At 38.8% G+C, this 17,097-nt stretch carries 13 protein-coding genes; 2 read left to right on the top strand and 11 right to left on the bottom strand.

The features are described 5' to 3' along the window. Window positions 1–119: 119 nt before the first annotated feature. The 8 genes from OXU73_03005 to OXU73_02970 all read right to left on the bottom strand — a co-directional run bounded on the left by OXU73_03005 (window position 120) and on the right by OXU73_02970 (window position 10,120). Window positions 120–2,039 (bottom strand): alanine--tRNA ligase, encoded by a 1,920-nt coding sequence (locus OXU73_03005; GenBank protein ID MDD9868271.1) that lies wholly within the window; start codon window positions 2,037–2,039, stop codon window positions 120–122. After that, window positions 2,014–2,856, bottom strand: coding sequence for a restriction endonuclease (locus tag OXU73_03000; protein MDD9868270.1), 843 nt, complete (start codon window positions 2,854–2,856; stop codon window positions 2,014–2,016). Before OXU73_03000 ends, OXU73_03005 begins: the two co-directional genes overlap by 26 nt. An 85-nt stretch (window positions 2,857–2,941) precedes the next feature. Beyond that, a complete protein-coding gene (locus OXU73_02995; GenBank protein MDD9868269.1) occupies window positions 2,942–4,894 on the bottom strand; it encodes a hypothetical protein in 1,953 nt (650 codons plus the stop codon). Window positions 4,895–4,953: 59 nt separating this feature from the next. Further along, window positions 4,954–5,613, bottom strand: a complete 660-nt coding sequence (locus OXU73_02990) for a hypothetical protein (GenBank protein MDD9868268.1) — start codon at window positions 5,611–5,613, stop codon at window positions 4,954–4,956. A gap of 9 nt (window positions 5,614–5,622) precedes the next feature. Continuing rightward, a complete protein-coding gene (gene mnmA, locus OXU73_02985; protein ID MDD9868267.1) occupies window positions 5,623–6,723 on the bottom strand; it encodes a tRNA 2-thiouridine(34) synthase MnmA in 1,101 nt (366 codons plus the stop codon). After that, complete coding sequence (gene mltG / locus OXU73_02980; protein MDD9868266.1) at window positions 6,723–7,661, bottom strand: endolytic transglycosylase MltG; 939 nt, start codon at window positions 7,659–7,661, stop codon at window positions 6,723–6,725. The genes mnmA and mltG overlap by 1 nt, the downstream gene beginning before the upstream one ends. Then, on the bottom strand, window positions 7,658–9,013 hold the full coding sequence (locus OXU73_02975) for a hypothetical protein (protein ID MDD9868265.1): 1,356 nt from the start codon (window positions 9,011–9,013) through the stop codon (window positions 7,658–7,660). Before OXU73_02975 ends, mltG begins: the two co-directional genes overlap by 4 nt. A gap of 33 nt (window positions 9,014–9,046) precedes the next feature. Next, window positions 9,047–10,120 (bottom strand): hypothetical protein, encoded by a 1,074-nt coding sequence (locus tag OXU73_02970; GenBank protein ID MDD9868264.1) that lies wholly within the window; start codon window positions 10,118–10,120, stop codon window positions 9,047–9,049. A 192-nt stretch (window positions 10,121–10,312) separates the two neighbouring features. Here OXU73_02970 and OXU73_02965 point away from each other — a divergent pair, with 192 nt between their 5' ends. Then, window positions 10,313–10,630, top strand: coding sequence for a hypothetical protein (locus tag OXU73_02965; protein ID MDD9868263.1), 318 nt, complete (start codon window positions 10,313–10,315; stop codon window positions 10,628–10,630). 140 nt (window positions 10,631–10,770) lie between these two features. Here the strand turns inward: OXU73_02965 and OXU73_02960 are convergent, their stop codons facing one another. The 3 genes from OXU73_02960 to OXU73_02950 all read right to left on the bottom strand — a co-directional run bounded on the left by OXU73_02960 (window position 10,771) and on the right by OXU73_02950 (window position 16,546). Then, entirely contained in the window at window positions 10,771–12,738 is a 1,968-nt protein-coding gene (locus tag OXU73_02960; GenBank protein ID MDD9868262.1) for a hypothetical protein, read from the bottom strand. Between the two features lie 59 nt (window positions 12,739–12,797). Continuing rightward, complete coding sequence (locus tag OXU73_02955; protein MDD9868261.1) at window positions 12,798–14,405, bottom strand: hypothetical protein; 1,608 nt, start codon at window positions 14,403–14,405, stop codon at window positions 12,798–12,800. A 110-nt stretch (window positions 14,406–14,515) separates the two neighbouring features. Further along, window positions 14,516–16,546 (bottom strand): hypothetical protein, encoded by a 2,031-nt coding sequence (locus OXU73_02950; protein ID MDD9868260.1) that lies wholly within the window; start codon window positions 16,544–16,546, stop codon window positions 14,516–14,518. Window positions 16,547–16,842: 296 nt separating this feature from the next. Here OXU73_02950 and OXU73_02945 point away from each other — a divergent pair, with 296 nt between their 5' ends. Then, on the top strand, window positions 16,843–17,082 hold the full coding sequence (locus OXU73_02945; GenBank protein ID MDD9868259.1) for a hypothetical protein: 240 nt from the start codon (window positions 16,843–16,845) through the stop codon (window positions 17,080–17,082). Window positions 17,083–17,097 lie beyond the last annotated feature (15 nt).

Genomic DNA, 17,097 nt, shown 5'->3' with positions numbered 1-17,097 from the left:
TCTCCCTCCTCGCAGGTCCTCCCATCGTTTTATGTATGTTTGGGTTGTTGCTTCTCAAAAAATCTATGCCTTTATTCTCTTTCATATATTCTTATTATATCTCATATAAAAGTTCAAAACTAACCAAGCTGTGCTTTGATTCGTCTTACTCCTTTGCTTACAGATTCTTCTTTTGTTATTTTGAATGTTCCAAGGTCGCGAGTGTTTGTGACATGCGGTCCACCACAAAATTCTTTGCTGTAATCACCTATGCTATACACCGTCACCATATCGCCATATTTGTCATCGGCAGAACATAGTGCGCCCATTTTCTTTGCTTCTTCTTTTGTTACTTCAATTTTGGTAATTTCAAGACCTTCTTTGATTTTTTCATTTACTATATTTTCAATTTTGATTATTTCATCGTCTGTTAGTTTTTGTGGGTGTGAGAAATCAAATCTCAATCGCTCTTTTGTTATGTTACTTCCCTTTTGTTCTACTCTGTCGCCAAGAACATCACGAAGTGCCTGGTGTAAAAGATGTGTGGCAGTGTGGTATTTAACAGACATTTCACTCGTGTCGGCAAGTCCTCCCTTGAACTTGCCCTCTGATTCTTCTCTTGATTTTCTTTTGTGTTGCTCCATCGCTTTCAGGTAATCACTCTCATTAAAATCCACTCCGCTTTCTTTTGAAAGGACTTTTATCATTTCAAGGGGTAGACCATATGTACTCTGTAGGGCAAAAGCATCCTCTCCAGAAAGATCTTTGCCGTTGGCGACAATATCATCAAATCGTTTTTTTGCTTTTTTTAGGGTGGAGGAAAATTTCTTTTCTTCCTCATCAAACACTTTTTTTATTTCTTCTGTTTTCTCTGCAATGTGGGGGTAGGTTGTTTTGTATGTGTCTGCTATGGTGTCAAACAGGGGTAGCGTCGTTTCGCTGTTTTCATTAAGAAATATTTTGTGGAGCAGTGCTCTTCTCAAAAGTCGTCTTGCTATGTATCCTCTTTCTTCTTTGTCGGGCAAAATCCCGTCAGCAACTATGAAAGCAAATGCACGGAGGTGGTCAGCAATGACCCTTATCCCTTTTTTGTGTGATTCATTTTCATACGAAACCCCCAAACATTTTTCTATTGTCTTCACAAGAGGGGAAAGCGCGTCACAAAGAAAAATATCTGGTTTGTTCATAGTTGCAATACTCAAGCGTTCAAGTCCGGCACCGAAGTCAACATTTTTTTGTGGCAGAGGGATAAATGAGCCATCTTTTTTGATATATTCCATAAAAACTGAATTGCCTATTTCAACAAACCTGCCTGACTCGGAATTTGGGTGGGGTTTTGGTTCTACATTGTTTTGATCTATGCCAAAGTCAAAAAATACTTCTGTGTCTGCTCCGCCTATTTCACCATCGGGCATATTTTGTGGGCTACCTGCCCGACTCCACCAATTCTTTACTGCATCATAAAAGAAAATTCTCTCGCCATCTTTTATTCCTCTTTTGTCACCATCTTTGACTGAACCTATATCCACAACACCTGCCTCAACGCCAACACCTTCAAAAAGTTCTTTCCATATCCCTGCGCTTTCATCATCCCGCGGTATTCCTGCTTTTTCATCGCCTATAAAGACGGTGATAAAAAGTTTTTCGGGGTTCAACCCAAGACCGGATTTCTTGTCTGTAAGAAAGTTAAAAAGATTTGTTATCTGCTCTTTTTTTCCATAGTCGCCAAGAGACCAGTTACCAAGCATCTCAAAAAAAGTTGTGTGTCTGTTGTCCCCCACTTCTTCAATATCTTCAGCACGAAAACATTTTTGAGAGTTTGCAAGTCGGGAGCCACAAGGATGTTTCTCTCCTGATAAATAAGATATCAACGCCTGCATCCCTGAGCCAGTAAAAAGAGTGGTTGTGTCGTTTTCAGGAACCAGTGATGAAGAAGGCAGTATGTGATGACCGCCCTCTTTCATTTTTGATATAAATAATTGCCTTATTTCATCTACTCCCTTCATTGTTATTATTGTATAGCATCTGCAGACATTACGAACAGAGTTCAATGCTTTCATTAACTAATTTCGCGACCTTTGATGGCGCTATGCCGAGATGTCTTAGGTGATTGCCTTCTTTTACAACATCGCGACACAACACTAAATTATGGGCAAAAAGTTGCCTCATATCAGATTCATCAAGTGAAGTAAGACAGGTGATTGGGTGTATCTTTTCATCTTCAATTAAATTTTGCAAATTCCCCTTTCTTTTGGGATACCCCCAACCAATTATTTCCAAGCCGACACACTTTGCATATCTTATTGTCGTTGAAGTGAAGTGTGTGTTTGTTACCAACAAGCCTTTTGTAATTTTTCCCATCATTAAAGAGGAAGGTGTCCGAGAAAGAAGGTCATCAAAACGGGCTTTTATATAAAGGGCTGTTTTCATATCTGTCTTGTATCTTTGTTTGTTGTGGAATTTAACCTCAATGGCTATTTTTTCTGAACCGCTTGTTGCAAATACATCCACTTCGTGTGATGCGCAGCGACCAGAGATTACTTCCCCCACTTTAGTTTTGTAACCACGCATATTGAACAACTCAGCAACAAAACGCTCAAAAGGAAAACCTGTCGGACCAAAATGAAGCAGTGCTCTTTTTAATGAATATCTCATGGCATTTTTTTTGTTGTGTGTTTTAAGAAAAGAGAACACCCTGCGATATATCTCATCCGTTCTTATGCTACCCCTCAGATATTTTTCTATATGCTCTACTGCTTTGTTTGAGACATCCATCGTTGCGCCAGAACGGATGATTGATTCCTGTAATTTTTTCTTGTCAAATGTTTCAATTGAACCATCAACTTTGATTATATTGCCCTTGTCGTGCTTGTTCATATATTCTTATTATATCTCACACAAGTGCAAGTGGCACAGATATGGGTTGATTGTGTAGGTGGTTATTATTTTCTTCTGATTATCATCACTTAATTTCAATATGAGGATATTGCTCTTTGAGTTTATTAAATTCTTCATCACTCATATGTTGGCTAACAAATAGTCTTTCTAAATCATTAGGAGGTGGTGGAAATTCTTCTGCACTTGGGAGACCCTTGAGTTCAAGCCACACCACCCTCTCAGGCATATTCAACCCTTCTGGGTTTGTGAGACTGTTGAGATGAAGATGCTTCACACCCTCAGGTATCTTCAACCCTTCTGCAGTTGTGAGACCGTTGAGATAAAGATGCTTCACACCCTCAGGTATCTTCAACCCTTCTGCAGTTGTGAGACCGTTGAGATCAAGTACCCCCACGCCCTCAGGTATCTTCAACCCTTCTGCAGTTTTGAGACCGTCAAGAGAAAGACTCCTCACACCCTCAGGTATATTCAACCCTTCTGCAGTTTTGAGACCGTCAAGAGAAAGACTCCTCACACCCTCAGGTATATTCAACCCTTCTGGACTTGTGAGACTGTTGAGATGAAGTATGTTCACACCCTCAGGTAATGGTGGAATGTCTTTTATATTTGTGATTGAAAGATAGATTGCGTATCTACCCCCAACAATAATTGGAAATTTAGTTCCGCCGTTTCTTTTTAGTTTTGCTAAATCTCCAATTGTTAAATCCCCAAGGTGATGCGTGCATTTACCAGATAGGGCTTCTTCTCTCGAAGTGCTTATTTGATCCTTTGTAACACCAAAGATATATGCAACATCTTCTCTTTTATCCCTTCCTCTCAGTATTTCCTTTACCCTTGGGTCAGGATTTCCTCTAAAGTTGTGTATCTTGCCATCAATTTCATATAGAAAGCGTAGGTCTTCTTTTGATATTGATAGTGGGCTGTTGTGGATCTCTGTAATCCGTTTCATGTCCTCCGCTACCTTGTTGTATCTCTCCGCTTCTTGTGGGTATTCCTCAAGTTTCTCTTTGAGGACGGGGAATATGTATTCATCCAGTGTTTGCCCCTTTTCTATTCCAGATATTTCTTTTATTCTTTCTCCATCAAATGCTATCGTCAATCTTGGAACAGTAGGGTCTCCTCTTTTATCATTGGAATAATAGATAAGGGCATCTCCATCTCTTAGATATCTATGACGCTGTTCATTAGAATCTTCCAGACACCAGCCAGTGTGATGTCCTTGAAGTGAATCAAACATTTCTTGTTGTTGTTTTTTTGTAAATCTTCTCCACTTACCATCAATCACCTCAAGGTGCTCAGCACCTCTGTTTCTTTTCAATATCTCCATCCTTCTGATGTATGCCTTTACAAAGTTTTTGTTCTCTAAGTATGTTCTAAATTCCTCATCTTCTGTTTCTATGTCCTTACCTTCCACTATCTTATTGAAATGCTCATATATTCCCGCAAGGGCTTGTTTGTTTAATGTTAGGAATGGTTTTGCTGTGTATTTTGTTCTTTTGTAGAATTGCTTCTCATTTACTTTGTATTCACCCACACGCAACACATTCTTTAGGGCAAGGAACTTAAACCAAAGGGGATATGCGTCTGTCTCATGTGATGCAAAATACTCTATCCAATTGTAGAGACTATCCTCTTGGTCTCCTATCACCCTTTCTGCATATTCTTTCTTCAATCTTGGAATCTCACTCTCTGCTATATCTTCCCCCCTATCCCTTTTTCTATTTATGTGACTCCCAAATGCTCTGGATATATTCTCCTCCTTTATGATATTGTCCCTCTTCACCATCCTCCATATTGCTTCTATTCCTTTTTTCCTCTCTCGTTCACCCTTCCTCTGCAACACTTCTGCGTAGCGACTTAGAAATACCCCAATCACATCCTTTGGCTTTTCTATCTTTTCATCCTCTCCTATCCACCTCTTTGCCATCTTCTCCTCCCTCCTCGCAGGTCCTCCCATCGTTTTATGTATGTTTGGGTTGTTGCTTCTCAAAAAGTCTATGCCTTTATTCTCTTTCATATGTTCTTATTATATCTTATGTAAGATATAACATTGTTTTATATTTGTTATTGTGCCTATTAGTCTTGAGTGATATGGAGACTGGGATATTGCTTTTTGAGGATGTTGAGATGCTTATCACTCATATCCCTGCTAACTGAAAACTTCTTCAAATAACTAGGAAGTGGTGGAAGACCTTTGGTGGTTTTGATACCCAAATAAAGTTCTTCTAAACTTTCGGGAAATGGTGGAAGCCCCTCCAAAGTTGCAAGTTTGAGGAGAGAAAGTGTTTTTAATTTCTTAGGAAATTCTGGAAGCCCCTTTATTTCTAAGAGATTATCAAGATAAAGTGCTTCCAAATCCTCGGGAAACTCTTTAAGTTCTTCATTAAATTCTGTAAGTTGTCTAGCACTTATGAGTCCTCTAAGGTCAAGACCTCCTTTTATGACGGTTGGAAATTTGCCTATTCCTTTCTCTTTCATTTCTATAAAACCTTCCGCTAAAACTTCTAAATCTCCAATGTGATGTGTGTGTACACCAAAATGAAAGCCTTTTTCTGATAAACTTAATTGGTCTGGATTAATACCAAGTATTCGCGCAACACCTTCCCTTTCTTTACGGAGGAAATTAAGTTCTTCATGTTTTAGTGGTAACCGCGGACTGTCAAGTATTTCCCTAATACGTTTCTCATTGCCCTCAGATTCTTTTCCAAAGCCACCTATTTTTTCTCTATTTTCCATATATCTTTATTATATCTCACCAACCAGAGTTTTGTCAATTTCACCACCCCCTAAAACTACTTCTTTTTTATCATCATAAATAACCAAAGATTGACCTGCTGTGTAAAGCGTAGAAGCACTTTTGTCTACCGCCTGTGCTGTGGTTGCCGCTACTTCCTGCAAGACCGCGTTCACCAACAAGCCTCTATGTCTTGATCTTACAAATACATTTTTATTTTTTGGTAGGGTTTCAGATATCCAATTAACATTTCTCAAAAAAACTGTTGCTCCGTTTCTTACAAGCGCAAATTTATCATTTGAAACCACAATTTTATTATTAGAAAAATCTTTTTCCACTACAAAATAAGGTTCGGTCTTTGGTGATTTGTTTTTTATATCAAACCCATGCCTCTGACCCAAAGAGTAAAAGAAAGATCCACTATGACTTCCTATTGTATTCCCCTTCTCATCAACAACATCACCGCTCTTTTTTTCTATGTATTTTTCCAAAAACTCTCTCATTTGTATATCTCCCAGAAAACATATTCCTTGGCTGTCTTTTCTGTCTGCGTTGGGAAGACCTATTTTATTTGCTATTTTTCTTACCTCTTCTTTTCTGTATTTGCCTAATGGGAAAATTGTCTTTTCAAGTATTTTTTGATTAAGAGTCCATAAAAAATATGTCTGATCTTTTTTCTCATCAGTTGGGCGTGCCAACAAAACCGATTCCTTTGAGATTGTCCTTGCATAATGACCGGTTGCTATTTTGTCAGCGCCTTCTTTCAGAGCATGCTCAAGGAAAAAACCGAACTTTATGAATTTGTTACACAACACATCAGGGTTTGGCGTTTCCCCTCTTTTGTATTGTTCCAAAAAATTATCAACTACTTTTTTCTTATATTCCTCAGAACAATCCAAACTTACAAAAGGAATTTTTAGAAAGGCTGCTACTTTTAGCGCTTCACTTCTGTCCTCCTGCCACGGACACAAAAGACCATCTGGCTGCCAGCCACGGATAAAAACGCAAACAACATCATAGCCCTTTTCACAAAGCAGGTGCGCAGACACAGCAGAGTCAACACCACCTGAAAGACCGACAAATACAGTTTCTTTTGCTTTTGCTTCAGTCATTATTCTTTTTTGAACGCAAACTTTTTATTGACATGCTCCTCGTGGGTTCTGCTGTAGTGTGTCTTTCCGTTCCTATCTGCAATGAAATACAAGTACTCGCTTTTCTTTGGTGTGAGTGCCGCCCTTATGGACTCAATCCCTGGATTTCCAATCGGTGTTGGTGGTAGGCCGCGATTTGTGTATGTGTTGTATGGATGGTCTTTCCTTAAATCTTCAAGTGTGAGTGTGTAACTATTTTTTCCGTTTACATAAGAAAAGGCAACATCAACCTGAAGCGGTATGTTTAACTCAATTCTTTTCCATAGTATTCCTGAGATATAAAATCGTTCATCTCTATCAGCAGACTCAAGCTCTATAATTGATGCCATTTTTATTATGTCTTCCATTGATTTGCCAGATGACACAAACAACTGAGAAAGCGGTGCGACTTGGTTTTGGAATTCAGCGTTCATTATTTTTACTATTTCCCTCACAGTCAAGTTGAAAGGAAGTATGTATGTATCGGGATATAAATAACCTTCATAACCTCTTGCTTCCAATATAAATTCCTCTGGGGTTATGTGGGGAAATGTTTCTGACACAACATCTGCCATACTAAATATAGAAGATCCTTCTATGGTGCGCAGACGGACTGTTGGGGTGTTGTAAGAACCTCTTGTAAGACGCTTGAATGCTTCAAGGACAGAGATGGGTCCTGAAAAATGATATTCTCCGGCAAGGACCTCATCTGAGTTGCCTGTTGCGGTTAAAACTATTTTCAGAGCCTTGCTTGATCGGATAAGATTATTTTCTTTCAGATTGTGTGCTATGTCTTCTGTTGACATGCCTTCCTTAACAAAAACAACTGCTCCATCACCTTCTGGGTTGGTGAAAAGTGTATGCCACGCGAAAAAGGCGACAAGTATGAGTATTAGTACTGTAAGGGATTTTTTGATCATACGGGTAGATTGGAAGGGGCTTGTTTTTTCTTTGAAAGAACGCGAGGCATCGTTGGTGTGCTTATGTGCGAACCTATCGGATGTATGAGAGTTGCAAGGGATTCACTGCTCATCACACTTATGTATCGTTCTGGTATTGATAATATAGGGTAGAAATAAGTTCTATCACAATAAAGTCTATACAAGAGTTTTGACATATCTTGGGCAACTGTTCCCTTTGGATAAAGCCCAATAAGTTCTACAAAAGGTCCCCAAGAATAATTACCTATCGTGTGTCCGCCCATAGGGGAGAAAAAATTATATTTTGGTTGTTTGAAAGATTTTAGCAGAGATACCAACTCAACTATATTTGTAGCGTTGAAAGATTCCTCACCTTTTGTGAAATAAAGCGTTCTTATACCAACATCAAACTGCGGTTTGGAAGCGTTGCGTGTTATGTTATCAACCAACTCTCTTTCAAACTTGCCTATATCTTCTTTTGATTCTTCGGAACCCTTTTTCTTGCCTTTTACTCCATCCAACACTTCCTTTACTTCTTTTTTATGACTATAGTGACCGAAAAAACCTTTTTGTATACTATTTTTCTTGTGTGCTCTGATAAGAAACTGAACCCACATATGCTCATTTACACCCAAAGTTCCCATCGCCTCAATCATAGGAGCCATTGGATCAACAAGGTCGCCTGTTTCGGTTCCCAATCTCTGCGCACGGATGGAAATACTGGTCTTGCCTGAGTGTATGTTGTAGTCCAAATATGTTCTAAGAGGTAGCGCCCTTTTTTCTTTAAGTTTATGCATACACCCCCACATCCTATCTTTTTTATGATTAAATGTCATTTCTTCCACATAATCATTGACCTCTTCTATCTGGATTTCGGGATAATAGGAGTATATTGAGGTTCTGACATTATGACAGTGAAAGTTTGGAATTCTGATAAACATCCTTATCTGACCCTCTGCAGATATAATCTCAAAAGACCATGTCGGTCTTACCTTTCCAAGCCATATCGTGTGACTCCAGTTTGTTTCGTTCAGTGTGAGATTCAATCTGTTGAGTATTATATCCATCGCCTCTGGCGACCTCTCAATAGTTGCTGGCATCTTTAACTCAAGAAGTCTGTAGTCCTGTTTTGATATAAAAGCAGCTTGCAAATAATTCAACCTTATGCGATGCGCCTCTGCAATCAAAGCTATGAGCACACACGCCATCGTAAAATAAGGAAAAAGGAATACCCCTGAGACAGAAAGTATCTCAGCAATCTCTAGCGGAACATCAGAATATATCAAAACTGCCCACGAGATGAGGACAACAAAATAAAAAAGGACGATAAACTCAGTTGCTCTTGCGATCATTACAGTTATTATAACTTATCTGACACAAAAAAGTTATTTTTTTGCACTTGATCGGGCTACGGTATATAAACCCTTACTGTTCTTTGTGAAATTCTTTTTATTGTAGAGACTGTTTATCACCGTGGACTCCTTGACTTCCCTCTCTTCTGTGACATTTTTCACTATATCCTCTTTTGACATTGGACCTCTTTCTTTCAAAAGACGGGTTATCACCTCACGAACAACGCCAGGCTTGTAACCGTGCTCTTCCAGACCATACATACCACGCCCAATAAGGACAAACTTGTTGGACTTTATAAGTTCATTATGACAAGTACTATCCTCAATTGAACAATTAAGGACTTTTTTTATCCTTCCGGCAATCTGACGAAAATGCAAAGGCTGTTTCTCAAGACGGAGGACAAGATATGCCCTGTGTGCTGTATTAGCAAGGCGTATTTCATTTGCATCTGAAAGACCCCATTCATTGATAGGGTTGGAATCTAATTTTTTAGAAATCATAATCCAGTTACGAGCATAATTTTTATCTTTCTTAGAATAGGACAAAACCTTGTTGTCCATACACTCGTGAAATCTATTCAAAAAGGACCTTTCATCCAACACATCATTTCTCCCAAGTGAGTCATGAAGTGCATGTAATGACTCTTCTACGCAATCAACAAAATCTCCTTTTGTTGTCACATACCATCTATCTTCAAAATGATTGTTCGCACCTCTGAAACCAATGTCATCAGAAAACTGAAGTAAAAACATTATGCTGTTGTCTAATTGTTTGTTTCCTCCTATTTTATCAATAAGTGTATTGTTGCTGAGAACAACCCCGTTGCTCTCAATGAAAGTTCTTATCAAGTTTATAGGTCTGTGTATGTCTACATTGTTTTTTGCACGGCTTAGAGATTTAAGTGCCTGTGCTTCAATCTGTCTTATTCTTTCACGGGTAAGACCCTTGTTTGTTCCAAGGGATTGCAATGTTACTTTTTTACCACGACTGTTAAGACCGTAACGCATATCTACGATTTCTCTTTCGCGGTTACTAAGGACATCCAAAGCAAGTAAATCTCTGGTCGCCTTCAAAACAGCGTTTTCTATGTTTGCATATTTGCTCATTGTTTGTTTCCCGACCCTTTTAATATAATACCAAAAAACAAAAATAAAGTAAAGTCCCTATTTCGCCCCATATTATATGTCAATTGATGGTATTGACAATATCTATTAATTATATTAGTATGCTTTTAAGAGCACTTGCTTTTGCTCGAAAGTTCTTTCTTTTTGATCCCTACAAAATCAGGAGGTGATACTATGGGGAAAAACCAAAATCCCTTTGAAAAAAGGGTCAACGAACTCACGAAAGAAGTCCAGTGGATGAAGGAAGAAATCCGACAGGTTAATGAAACCTTGGCGAACTTTCGGGGTGAGTTGGACAAACTCGTCACGACCATGCGTGCTAATCGTGATGTTGGCGAGAATGCTTTCCACCGTAAGCTTGAGGAAGAAGCGAAGAAAAAAATAGTCGCTGCCCTTAAGCAAACCAAGTGGGATGTTGCAAAAACGGCAAAGTTGGTGGGTTTGTCTCGTCGTTCGTTGGAATGGCGCATGAGAAAACTCAAATTGGCGTAACATCTCTCATGAAGAAATTTACGGCAACTGGATAGTTGCCAATCTCATATAGGACGCACAGGAAGTGCGTCCTATTATTTTTATTTCTATAATTAGTCCTATAAAGGTAGAAAGATGATTGTTATTCTTTTGGCTACCATTTAGTAGCGTTTAATGGAAAGAGGATAAGGATATTGCTTTCTGAGTTTATTAACTTCTTCATCACTCATATGGTAGCTAACAGTTAGTGTTTCTAAATACTTAGGAAGTGGTGGAAGTCCTTCTGCACTTGCGAGATCTTTGAGAGAAAGCCAACAAACACTCTCAGGTATCTTCAACCCTTCTGCAGTTTTGAGACCGTCGAGAGAAAGAACCCTCACACCCTCAGGTATATTCAACCCTTCTGCAGTTTTGAGACCGTCGAGATAAAGCGTCCTCACACTCTCAGGTATATTCAACCCTTCTGCAGTTTTGAGACCGTTGAGAGAAAGCCAATAAACACTCTCAGGTATCTTCAACCCTTCTGGGTTTGTGAGACCGTTGAGAGAAAGAGTCTTCACGCCCTCAGGTATTTTCAACCCTTCTGCAGTTTTGAGACTCTTGAGTTGAAGATGCACCACACCCTCAGGTATATTCAACCCTTCTGCATTTGTGAGACCGTCGAGTTCAAGACGATCCACACCCTCAGGTAATGGCGGAATGCCTTTTATATCTGTGATTGAAAGATCAATTTCGTATTCACCCTCAACAACAATTGGAAATTTAGTTCCGCCGTTTCTTTTTAGTTCTGCTAATTCTTTATCTTCAATTAATAAATTCCCAAGGTGATACACGCATTTACCAGATAGGGCTTCTTCTTCCGAAGTGCTTATTTGATCCTTTGGAACACCAAAGATATATGCAACATCTTCTATTTTATCTCTTCCTCTCAGTATTTCTTCTATCATCTCTTCACCTCCTAAGAAGTTGTGTATCTTGCCATCAATTTCATATAGAAAGCGTAGGTCTTCTTTTGATATTGATAGTGGGCTGTTGTGGATCTCTGTAACCCGTTTCATGTCCTCCGCTGCCTTGTTGTATCTCTCCGCTTCTTGTGGGTATTCCTCAAGCTTTTCTTTGAGGACAGGGAATATGTATTCATCTAATGTTTGCCCCTCTTCTATCCCGCTTATCTCGCGTATACCTTTCCCTCTAAACGCTATCGTCAATCTTGGGATAGTGGGGTCTCCTCTTTTATCATTGGAATAGTAGATAAGGGCATCTCCATTGTCTAAGTACCCTTCGCAAGTATTGATAGAACCTTCTAAACACCAGCCAGTGTGATGTCCTTGAAGTGAATCAAACATTTCTTTTTCTTGTCCTTTTGTAAATCTTCTCCACTTACCATCAATCACCTCAAGATGCTCAGCACCTCTGTTTCTTTTCAATATCTCCATCCTTCTGATGTATGCCTTTACAAAGTTTTTGTTCTCTAAGTATGTTCTAAATTCCTCATCTTCTGTTTCTATGTCCTTACCTTCCACTATCTTATTGAAATGCTCATATATTCCCGCAAGGGCTTGTTTGTTTAATGTTAGGAATGGTTTTGCTGTGTATTTTGTTCTTTTGTAGAATTGCTTCTCATTTACTTTGTATTCACCCACACGCAACACATTCTTTAGGGCAAGGAACTTAAACCAAAGGGGATATGCGTCTGTCTCATGTGATGCAAAATACTCTATCCAATTGTAGAGACTATCCTCTTGGTCTCCTATCACCCTTTCTGCATATTCTTTCTTCAGTCTTGGAATCTCACTCTTTGTTATGTCCTCACCCCATGATATGTCCTTACCCCTATCTCTTTCTATTTTTAGATGATTATTAAATGCCTTAGATATATTCTCCTCTTTTATGATATGGTTTCTCTTCACCATCCTCCATATCGCCTCTACCCCTCTTTCCCTCTTTTGTTCGTCCTCCCTTTGCAACACTTGTGCATAACGATCCAGAAATACCTTAATAATTTCTTCTGGCTTGTCTATCTTTTCACCAGTCCTTACCTCCTCCCTTTTTGCAGGTCCTCTAATCTTTTTGAATAAATGTTGGTCGGCACCTCCCAAGAATTCTGCACCCATCTTGTTTTCTTTCATATATTCTTATTATACCTCACACAACTAATAATATTGCTCTCTATTTGGCATTGTGTGTATTACACTTGTATGATTTCAACATTAGGATATCGCTTTCTGATTTCACTACCAATCTCTAGAGACATATTACGCGGAAGAACAAGAGATTTCAAACTCTTAGGAAGTGATAGAGGTCCTTCTATATGTAACACTCTACGGAGATCAAGTTTTTTCAGACTATTAGGAAATTGTTGGAGTTGTGAAAAATCCAGTGAAGGTAAGCCAAGATAAAGCTCTTCCAAACCCTCAGGAAGCAATGGAAATCCTCCTTTTGTTTCTACAATACCGTTAAGTTTAAGTTTTTTCAGACTCTTGGGAAATGATTTAATTCCTTTTAGATTTCTGAGATAATTAAGATCAAGTTCTTTCAAACCCTTAGGAAGTGGCGGAAGTCCTTCTGCACTTGGGAGGTTGCCAAGATTAAGTATTTCCATATTCTCAGGAAATGGCAAAAGACCTTCTGTGGTTGTGATATTTTGAAAGTCAATATCTCCTTTTATAATTGTTGGAAATTCGGTCACTCCATTTTTTTGCAGTTTTTTTAAATCTTCATCAGAAAGTTTTATTACATTACCAAAGTGATATGTGCTTTTGCCAGAAACAAACTCGCTTTTGGTGAAACTTACTTGATCCTTTGGAACATCAAAGATGTATGCAATATCTTCCCTTTTGTCTCTATGCTTTAGAATTTCATACGCTCTTATGTCTTTTTTGCCTTTGAAATCGTATATTTTGTCACCAGTCTTATAAAGAAATAGCAAGTCTTCTTTTGATATTGAAAATTGGTTATCATAAATTCTTGCAAGGCGTTCTATGTTCTTTACTGTTTCGCCACGATTCATCTTTTTTAGTTCTATCATTCTATCGTATGCTTGAGCAAACTTATTTCTAGATATGTAAGTCTGGAGGTAAAAATCACCTATTCTTCTATTTTTATTACCCTGCTTCTGATTGTTGAAATGCTCATATACACTATCAAGGGCTTGTTTGTTTAGAGAAAGAAACGGTTCTGCTGTGTATTTTGTTCTTTTTTTGAATTCTTTCTTATCTATTTTATATTCACTAGTTTCACAGAACACATCTAAATCAAGATAATCTCTTTTCTTACGGTCTCTTCCTATGATTCTAGATACATTGTGCGTCTTCTGAGTTATTTTATGAGCACCAGTATTCAACACACCTCTTAGGGCAAAGCTCTTAAACCAAATGGGGTAAACATTTGACTCCTGTGATATAAAATACTTCATCCAAGCAGAAAGACTTTCCTCTTGCTCTTTTCTTTTTCTTTCTGCATACACTTTCTTCAATCCTGGAATATGGCTATGTTGTATATTCTCACCCCTGTCTATCCTTCTCTTCAGATGACTCTCAAATGCTTCGTATATGTTTTCTTCTTTTATGACAATATCCCTCTTCACCATCCTCCAGATTTTTCCCATTTCTTCTTTCCTTTGTTTTTCATCACTTATTTCTAATGTTTTATCATAACAATCCATAATTTTGTCTGTTTTCTCTGCCATCTCAATCACAAGTACATCGCCCATCTCCCATGGTTTATTTTTCTCTATATTCCTTATATTCCTTGCAGATTTTTTTCCAAAGCCACCTATTTCACTCATGTTTTCCATACATCTTTATTATATCTCACACAAGTGCAAGTAGCGCAGATATGGGTTGATTGTGTGTGGGATTGACGTATTTTTCAATACCAAAAACGCTTAATTTTAATATGAGGATATTACTCTTCGAGTTTATCAGATTCTTCATCACTCATACCTGCACCAAATGATAGGTCTTTCAAATCCCTAGGAAGTATAGGCGCTTCTGCACTTGTGAGACCTTTGAGTTCAAGATACACCACACTCTCAGGTATTTTCAACCCTACTATACTTGTGAGACCTTTGAGTTCAAGCCACTCCACGCCCTCAGGTATATTCAACCCTTCTGCGGTTGTGAGACCGTTGAGATAAAGTTTCCACACACCCTCAGGTATCTTAAGCCCTTCTGCAGTTTTGAGACCGTTGAGATAAAGATCCACCACACTCTCAGGTATCTTAAGCCCTTCTGCAGTTTTGAGACCGTTGAGATAAAGATCCACCACACTCTCAGGTATCACCAATCCTTCTGGGTTTGTAAGACCGTCGAGAGAAAGATACTTCACACCCTCAGGTATATTCAACCCTTCTGCATTTGTGAGACCGTTGAGTTCAAGATGATCCACACCCTCGGGTATCTTCAGCCCTTCTGCGGTTGTGAGACCGTTGAGAGAAAGACTCTTCACACCCCAAGGTAACGGCTGAATATCCTTTATATTTGTGATTGAAAGATTAATCTTTTTGTATATACCTCCAATAACAATTGGAAATTTGGTTACTCCATTTTTTTTCATTGTTTCCAAATCTTCATCTTTCATTTCTATATTGACAACCAACTTATATTTGTTAAATTTAGGTGTAAGGTAATGTGTGTATTTACCAGAAAAAAATTCTTCTTTTGGGATGCCCCCTTCATCGTTTAAGATACATATTTGATCCTTTGCACTACCAAATATGTATGCAATATCTTCTCTTGCATCTCTTCCTCTCAGTATTTCCTTTACCCTTGGGTCAGTTCCTCCTCTGAAGTTGTGTATCTTGCCATCAATTTCATATAGAAAGCGTAGGTCTTCTTTTGATATTGATAGTGGGCTGTTGTGGATCTCTGTAACCCGTTTCATGTCCTCCGCTGCCTTGTTGTATCTCTCCGCTTCTTGTGGGTATTCCTCAAGCTTTTCTTTGAGGACAGGGAATATGTATTCATCTAATGTTTGCCCCTCTTCTATCCCGCTTATCTCGCGTATACCTTTCCCTCTAAACGCTATCGTCAATCTTGGGATAGTGGGGTCTCCTCTTTTATCATTGGAATAGTAGATAAGGGCATCTCCATTGTCTAAGTACCCTTCGCAAGTATTGATAGAACCTTCTAAACACCAGCCAGTGTGATGTCCTTGAAGTGAATCAAACATTTCTTTTTCTTGTCCTTTTGTAAATCTTCTCCACTTACCATCAATCACCTCAAGATGCTCAGCACCTCTGTTTCTTTTCAATATCTCCATCCTTCTGATGTATGCCTTTACAAAGTTTTTGTTCTCTAAGTATGTTCTAAATTCCTCATCTTCTGTTTCTATGTCCTTACCTTCCACTATCTTATTGAAATGCTCATATATTCCCGCAAGGGCTTGTTTGTTTAATGTTAGGAATGGTTTTGCTGTGTATTTTGTTCTTTTGTAGAATTGCTTCTCATTTACTTTGTATTCACCCACACGCAACACATTCTTTAGGGCAAGGAACTTAAACCAAAGGGGATATGCGTCTGTCTCATGTGATGCAAAATACTCTATCCAATTGTAGAGACTATCCTCTTGGTCTTCTATTTTCATCTCTGCATATTCTTTCTTCAATCTTGGAATCTCACTCTCTGCTATATCTTCCCCCATATCCCTTTTTCTATTTAGATAATTATTAAATGCTCTGGATATATTCTCCTCCTTTATGATATTATCCCTCTTCACCATCCTCCATATTGCTTCTACTCCTTTTTTCCTCTCCTGTTCACCCTTCCTCTGCAACACTTGTGCATAACGATTTAGGAACACAGAAATCACCTCATCTGGCTTCTCTATTGTTTTTCCTGTCCTTACCTTCTCCCTCCTCGCAGGTCCTCCCATCGTTTTATGTATGTTTGGGTTGTTGCTTCTTAGGAATTCTGCACCCATCTTGTTTTCTTTCATATATTCTTATTATATCTCACACAAGTGCAAGTAGCGCAGATATGGGTTGATTGTGTGGGGGTTGACATTTTTTTGCTCCTGGTGTAATATTATTTTATGATGATCTTTAGACAACTGAGACAACTGGAGGTGAAGCGATGACGGATGGCAATCTTCAACCCATTGACGGCAGAGCTACGGCTGATGATTTCGCGAGACGCATTGATCGAACGAATGAAGCCTTGGCGAACCTTAAGCGGAAGGTCGTTGTACAGGTTGATGGTGGAGATGTGGGTGAGGCCGTGAGAAAGTTGGAGATGGAGCTGAACAGTCTCTCTATGGCTATATTCGTTACTTATAACGAATCGGATGGAGAAGCAAAGGGATCCACCAATCTTGATGAGATGGAAAGGAAAGCCATCGTGGATGCCCTTAAGAAAACTCGTGGGAATGTGTCACAGGCAGCACGCGAACTTGGAAAGCCCCGTATGGCTTTGAGGTATCGCATAGAAAAGCATGGCATTGACATAAACGAGTTCAGGCAGTCATCTGAGTAGCCCACCAATTTTATA

The sequence above is a fragment of the Candidatus Campbellbacteria bacterium genome (genome assembly GCA_028817035.1).
Classification (GTDB): domain Bacteria; phylum Patescibacteriota; class Minisyncoccia; order Phycocordibacterales; family JABAAK01; genus JAPPQH01.
This window is presented reverse-complemented; position numbering and strand designations above follow the sequence as displayed.

Excerpts from the sequence above, each read along its gene's own strand:
- OXU73_03005 (MDD9868271.1), bottom strand. The coding sequence starts at position 2,039 with ATGAAAGCATTGAACTCTGTTCGTAATGTCTGCAGATGCTATACAATA.
- OXU73_03000 (MDD9868270.1), bottom strand. The coding sequence starts at position 2,856 with ATGAACAAGCACGACAAGGGCAATATAATCAAAGTTGATGGTTCAATT.
- OXU73_02995 (MDD9868269.1), bottom strand. The coding sequence starts at position 4,894 with ATGAAAGAGAATAAAGGCATAGACTTTTTGAGAAGCAACAACCCAAAC.
- OXU73_02990 (MDD9868268.1), bottom strand. The coding sequence starts at position 5,613 with ATGGAAAATAGAGAAAAAATAGGTGGCTTTGGAAAAGAATCTGAGGGC.
- mnmA (MDD9868267.1), bottom strand. The coding sequence starts at position 6,723 with ATGACTGAAGCAAAAGCAAAAGAAACTGTATTTGTCGGTCTTTCAGGT.
- mltG (MDD9868266.1), bottom strand. The coding sequence starts at position 7,661 with ATGATCAAAAAATCCCTTACAGTACTAATACTCATACTTGTCGCCTTT.
- OXU73_02975 (MDD9868265.1), bottom strand. The coding sequence starts at position 9,013 with ATGATCGCAAGAGCAACTGAGTTTATCGTCCTTTTTTATTTTGTTGTC.
- OXU73_02970 (MDD9868264.1), bottom strand. The coding sequence starts at position 10,120 with ATGAGCAAATATGCAAACATAGAAAACGCTGTTTTGAAGGCGACCAGA.
- OXU73_02965 (MDD9868263.1), top strand. The coding sequence starts at position 10,313 with ATGGGGAAAAACCAAAATCCCTTTGAAAAAAGGGTCAACGAACTCACG.
- OXU73_02960 (MDD9868262.1), bottom strand. The coding sequence starts at position 12,738 with ATGAAAGAAAACAAGATGGGTGCAGAATTCTTGGGAGGTGCCGACCAA.
- OXU73_02955 (MDD9868261.1), bottom strand. The coding sequence starts at position 14,405 with ATGGAAAACATGAGTGAAATAGGTGGCTTTGGAAAAAAATCTGCAAGG.
- OXU73_02950 (MDD9868260.1), bottom strand. The coding sequence starts at position 16,546 with ATGAAAGAAAACAAGATGGGTGCAGAATTCCTAAGAAGCAACAACCCA.
- OXU73_02945 (MDD9868259.1), top strand. The coding sequence starts at position 16,843 with ATGGAGCTGAACAGTCTCTCTATGGCTATATTCGTTACTTATAACGAA.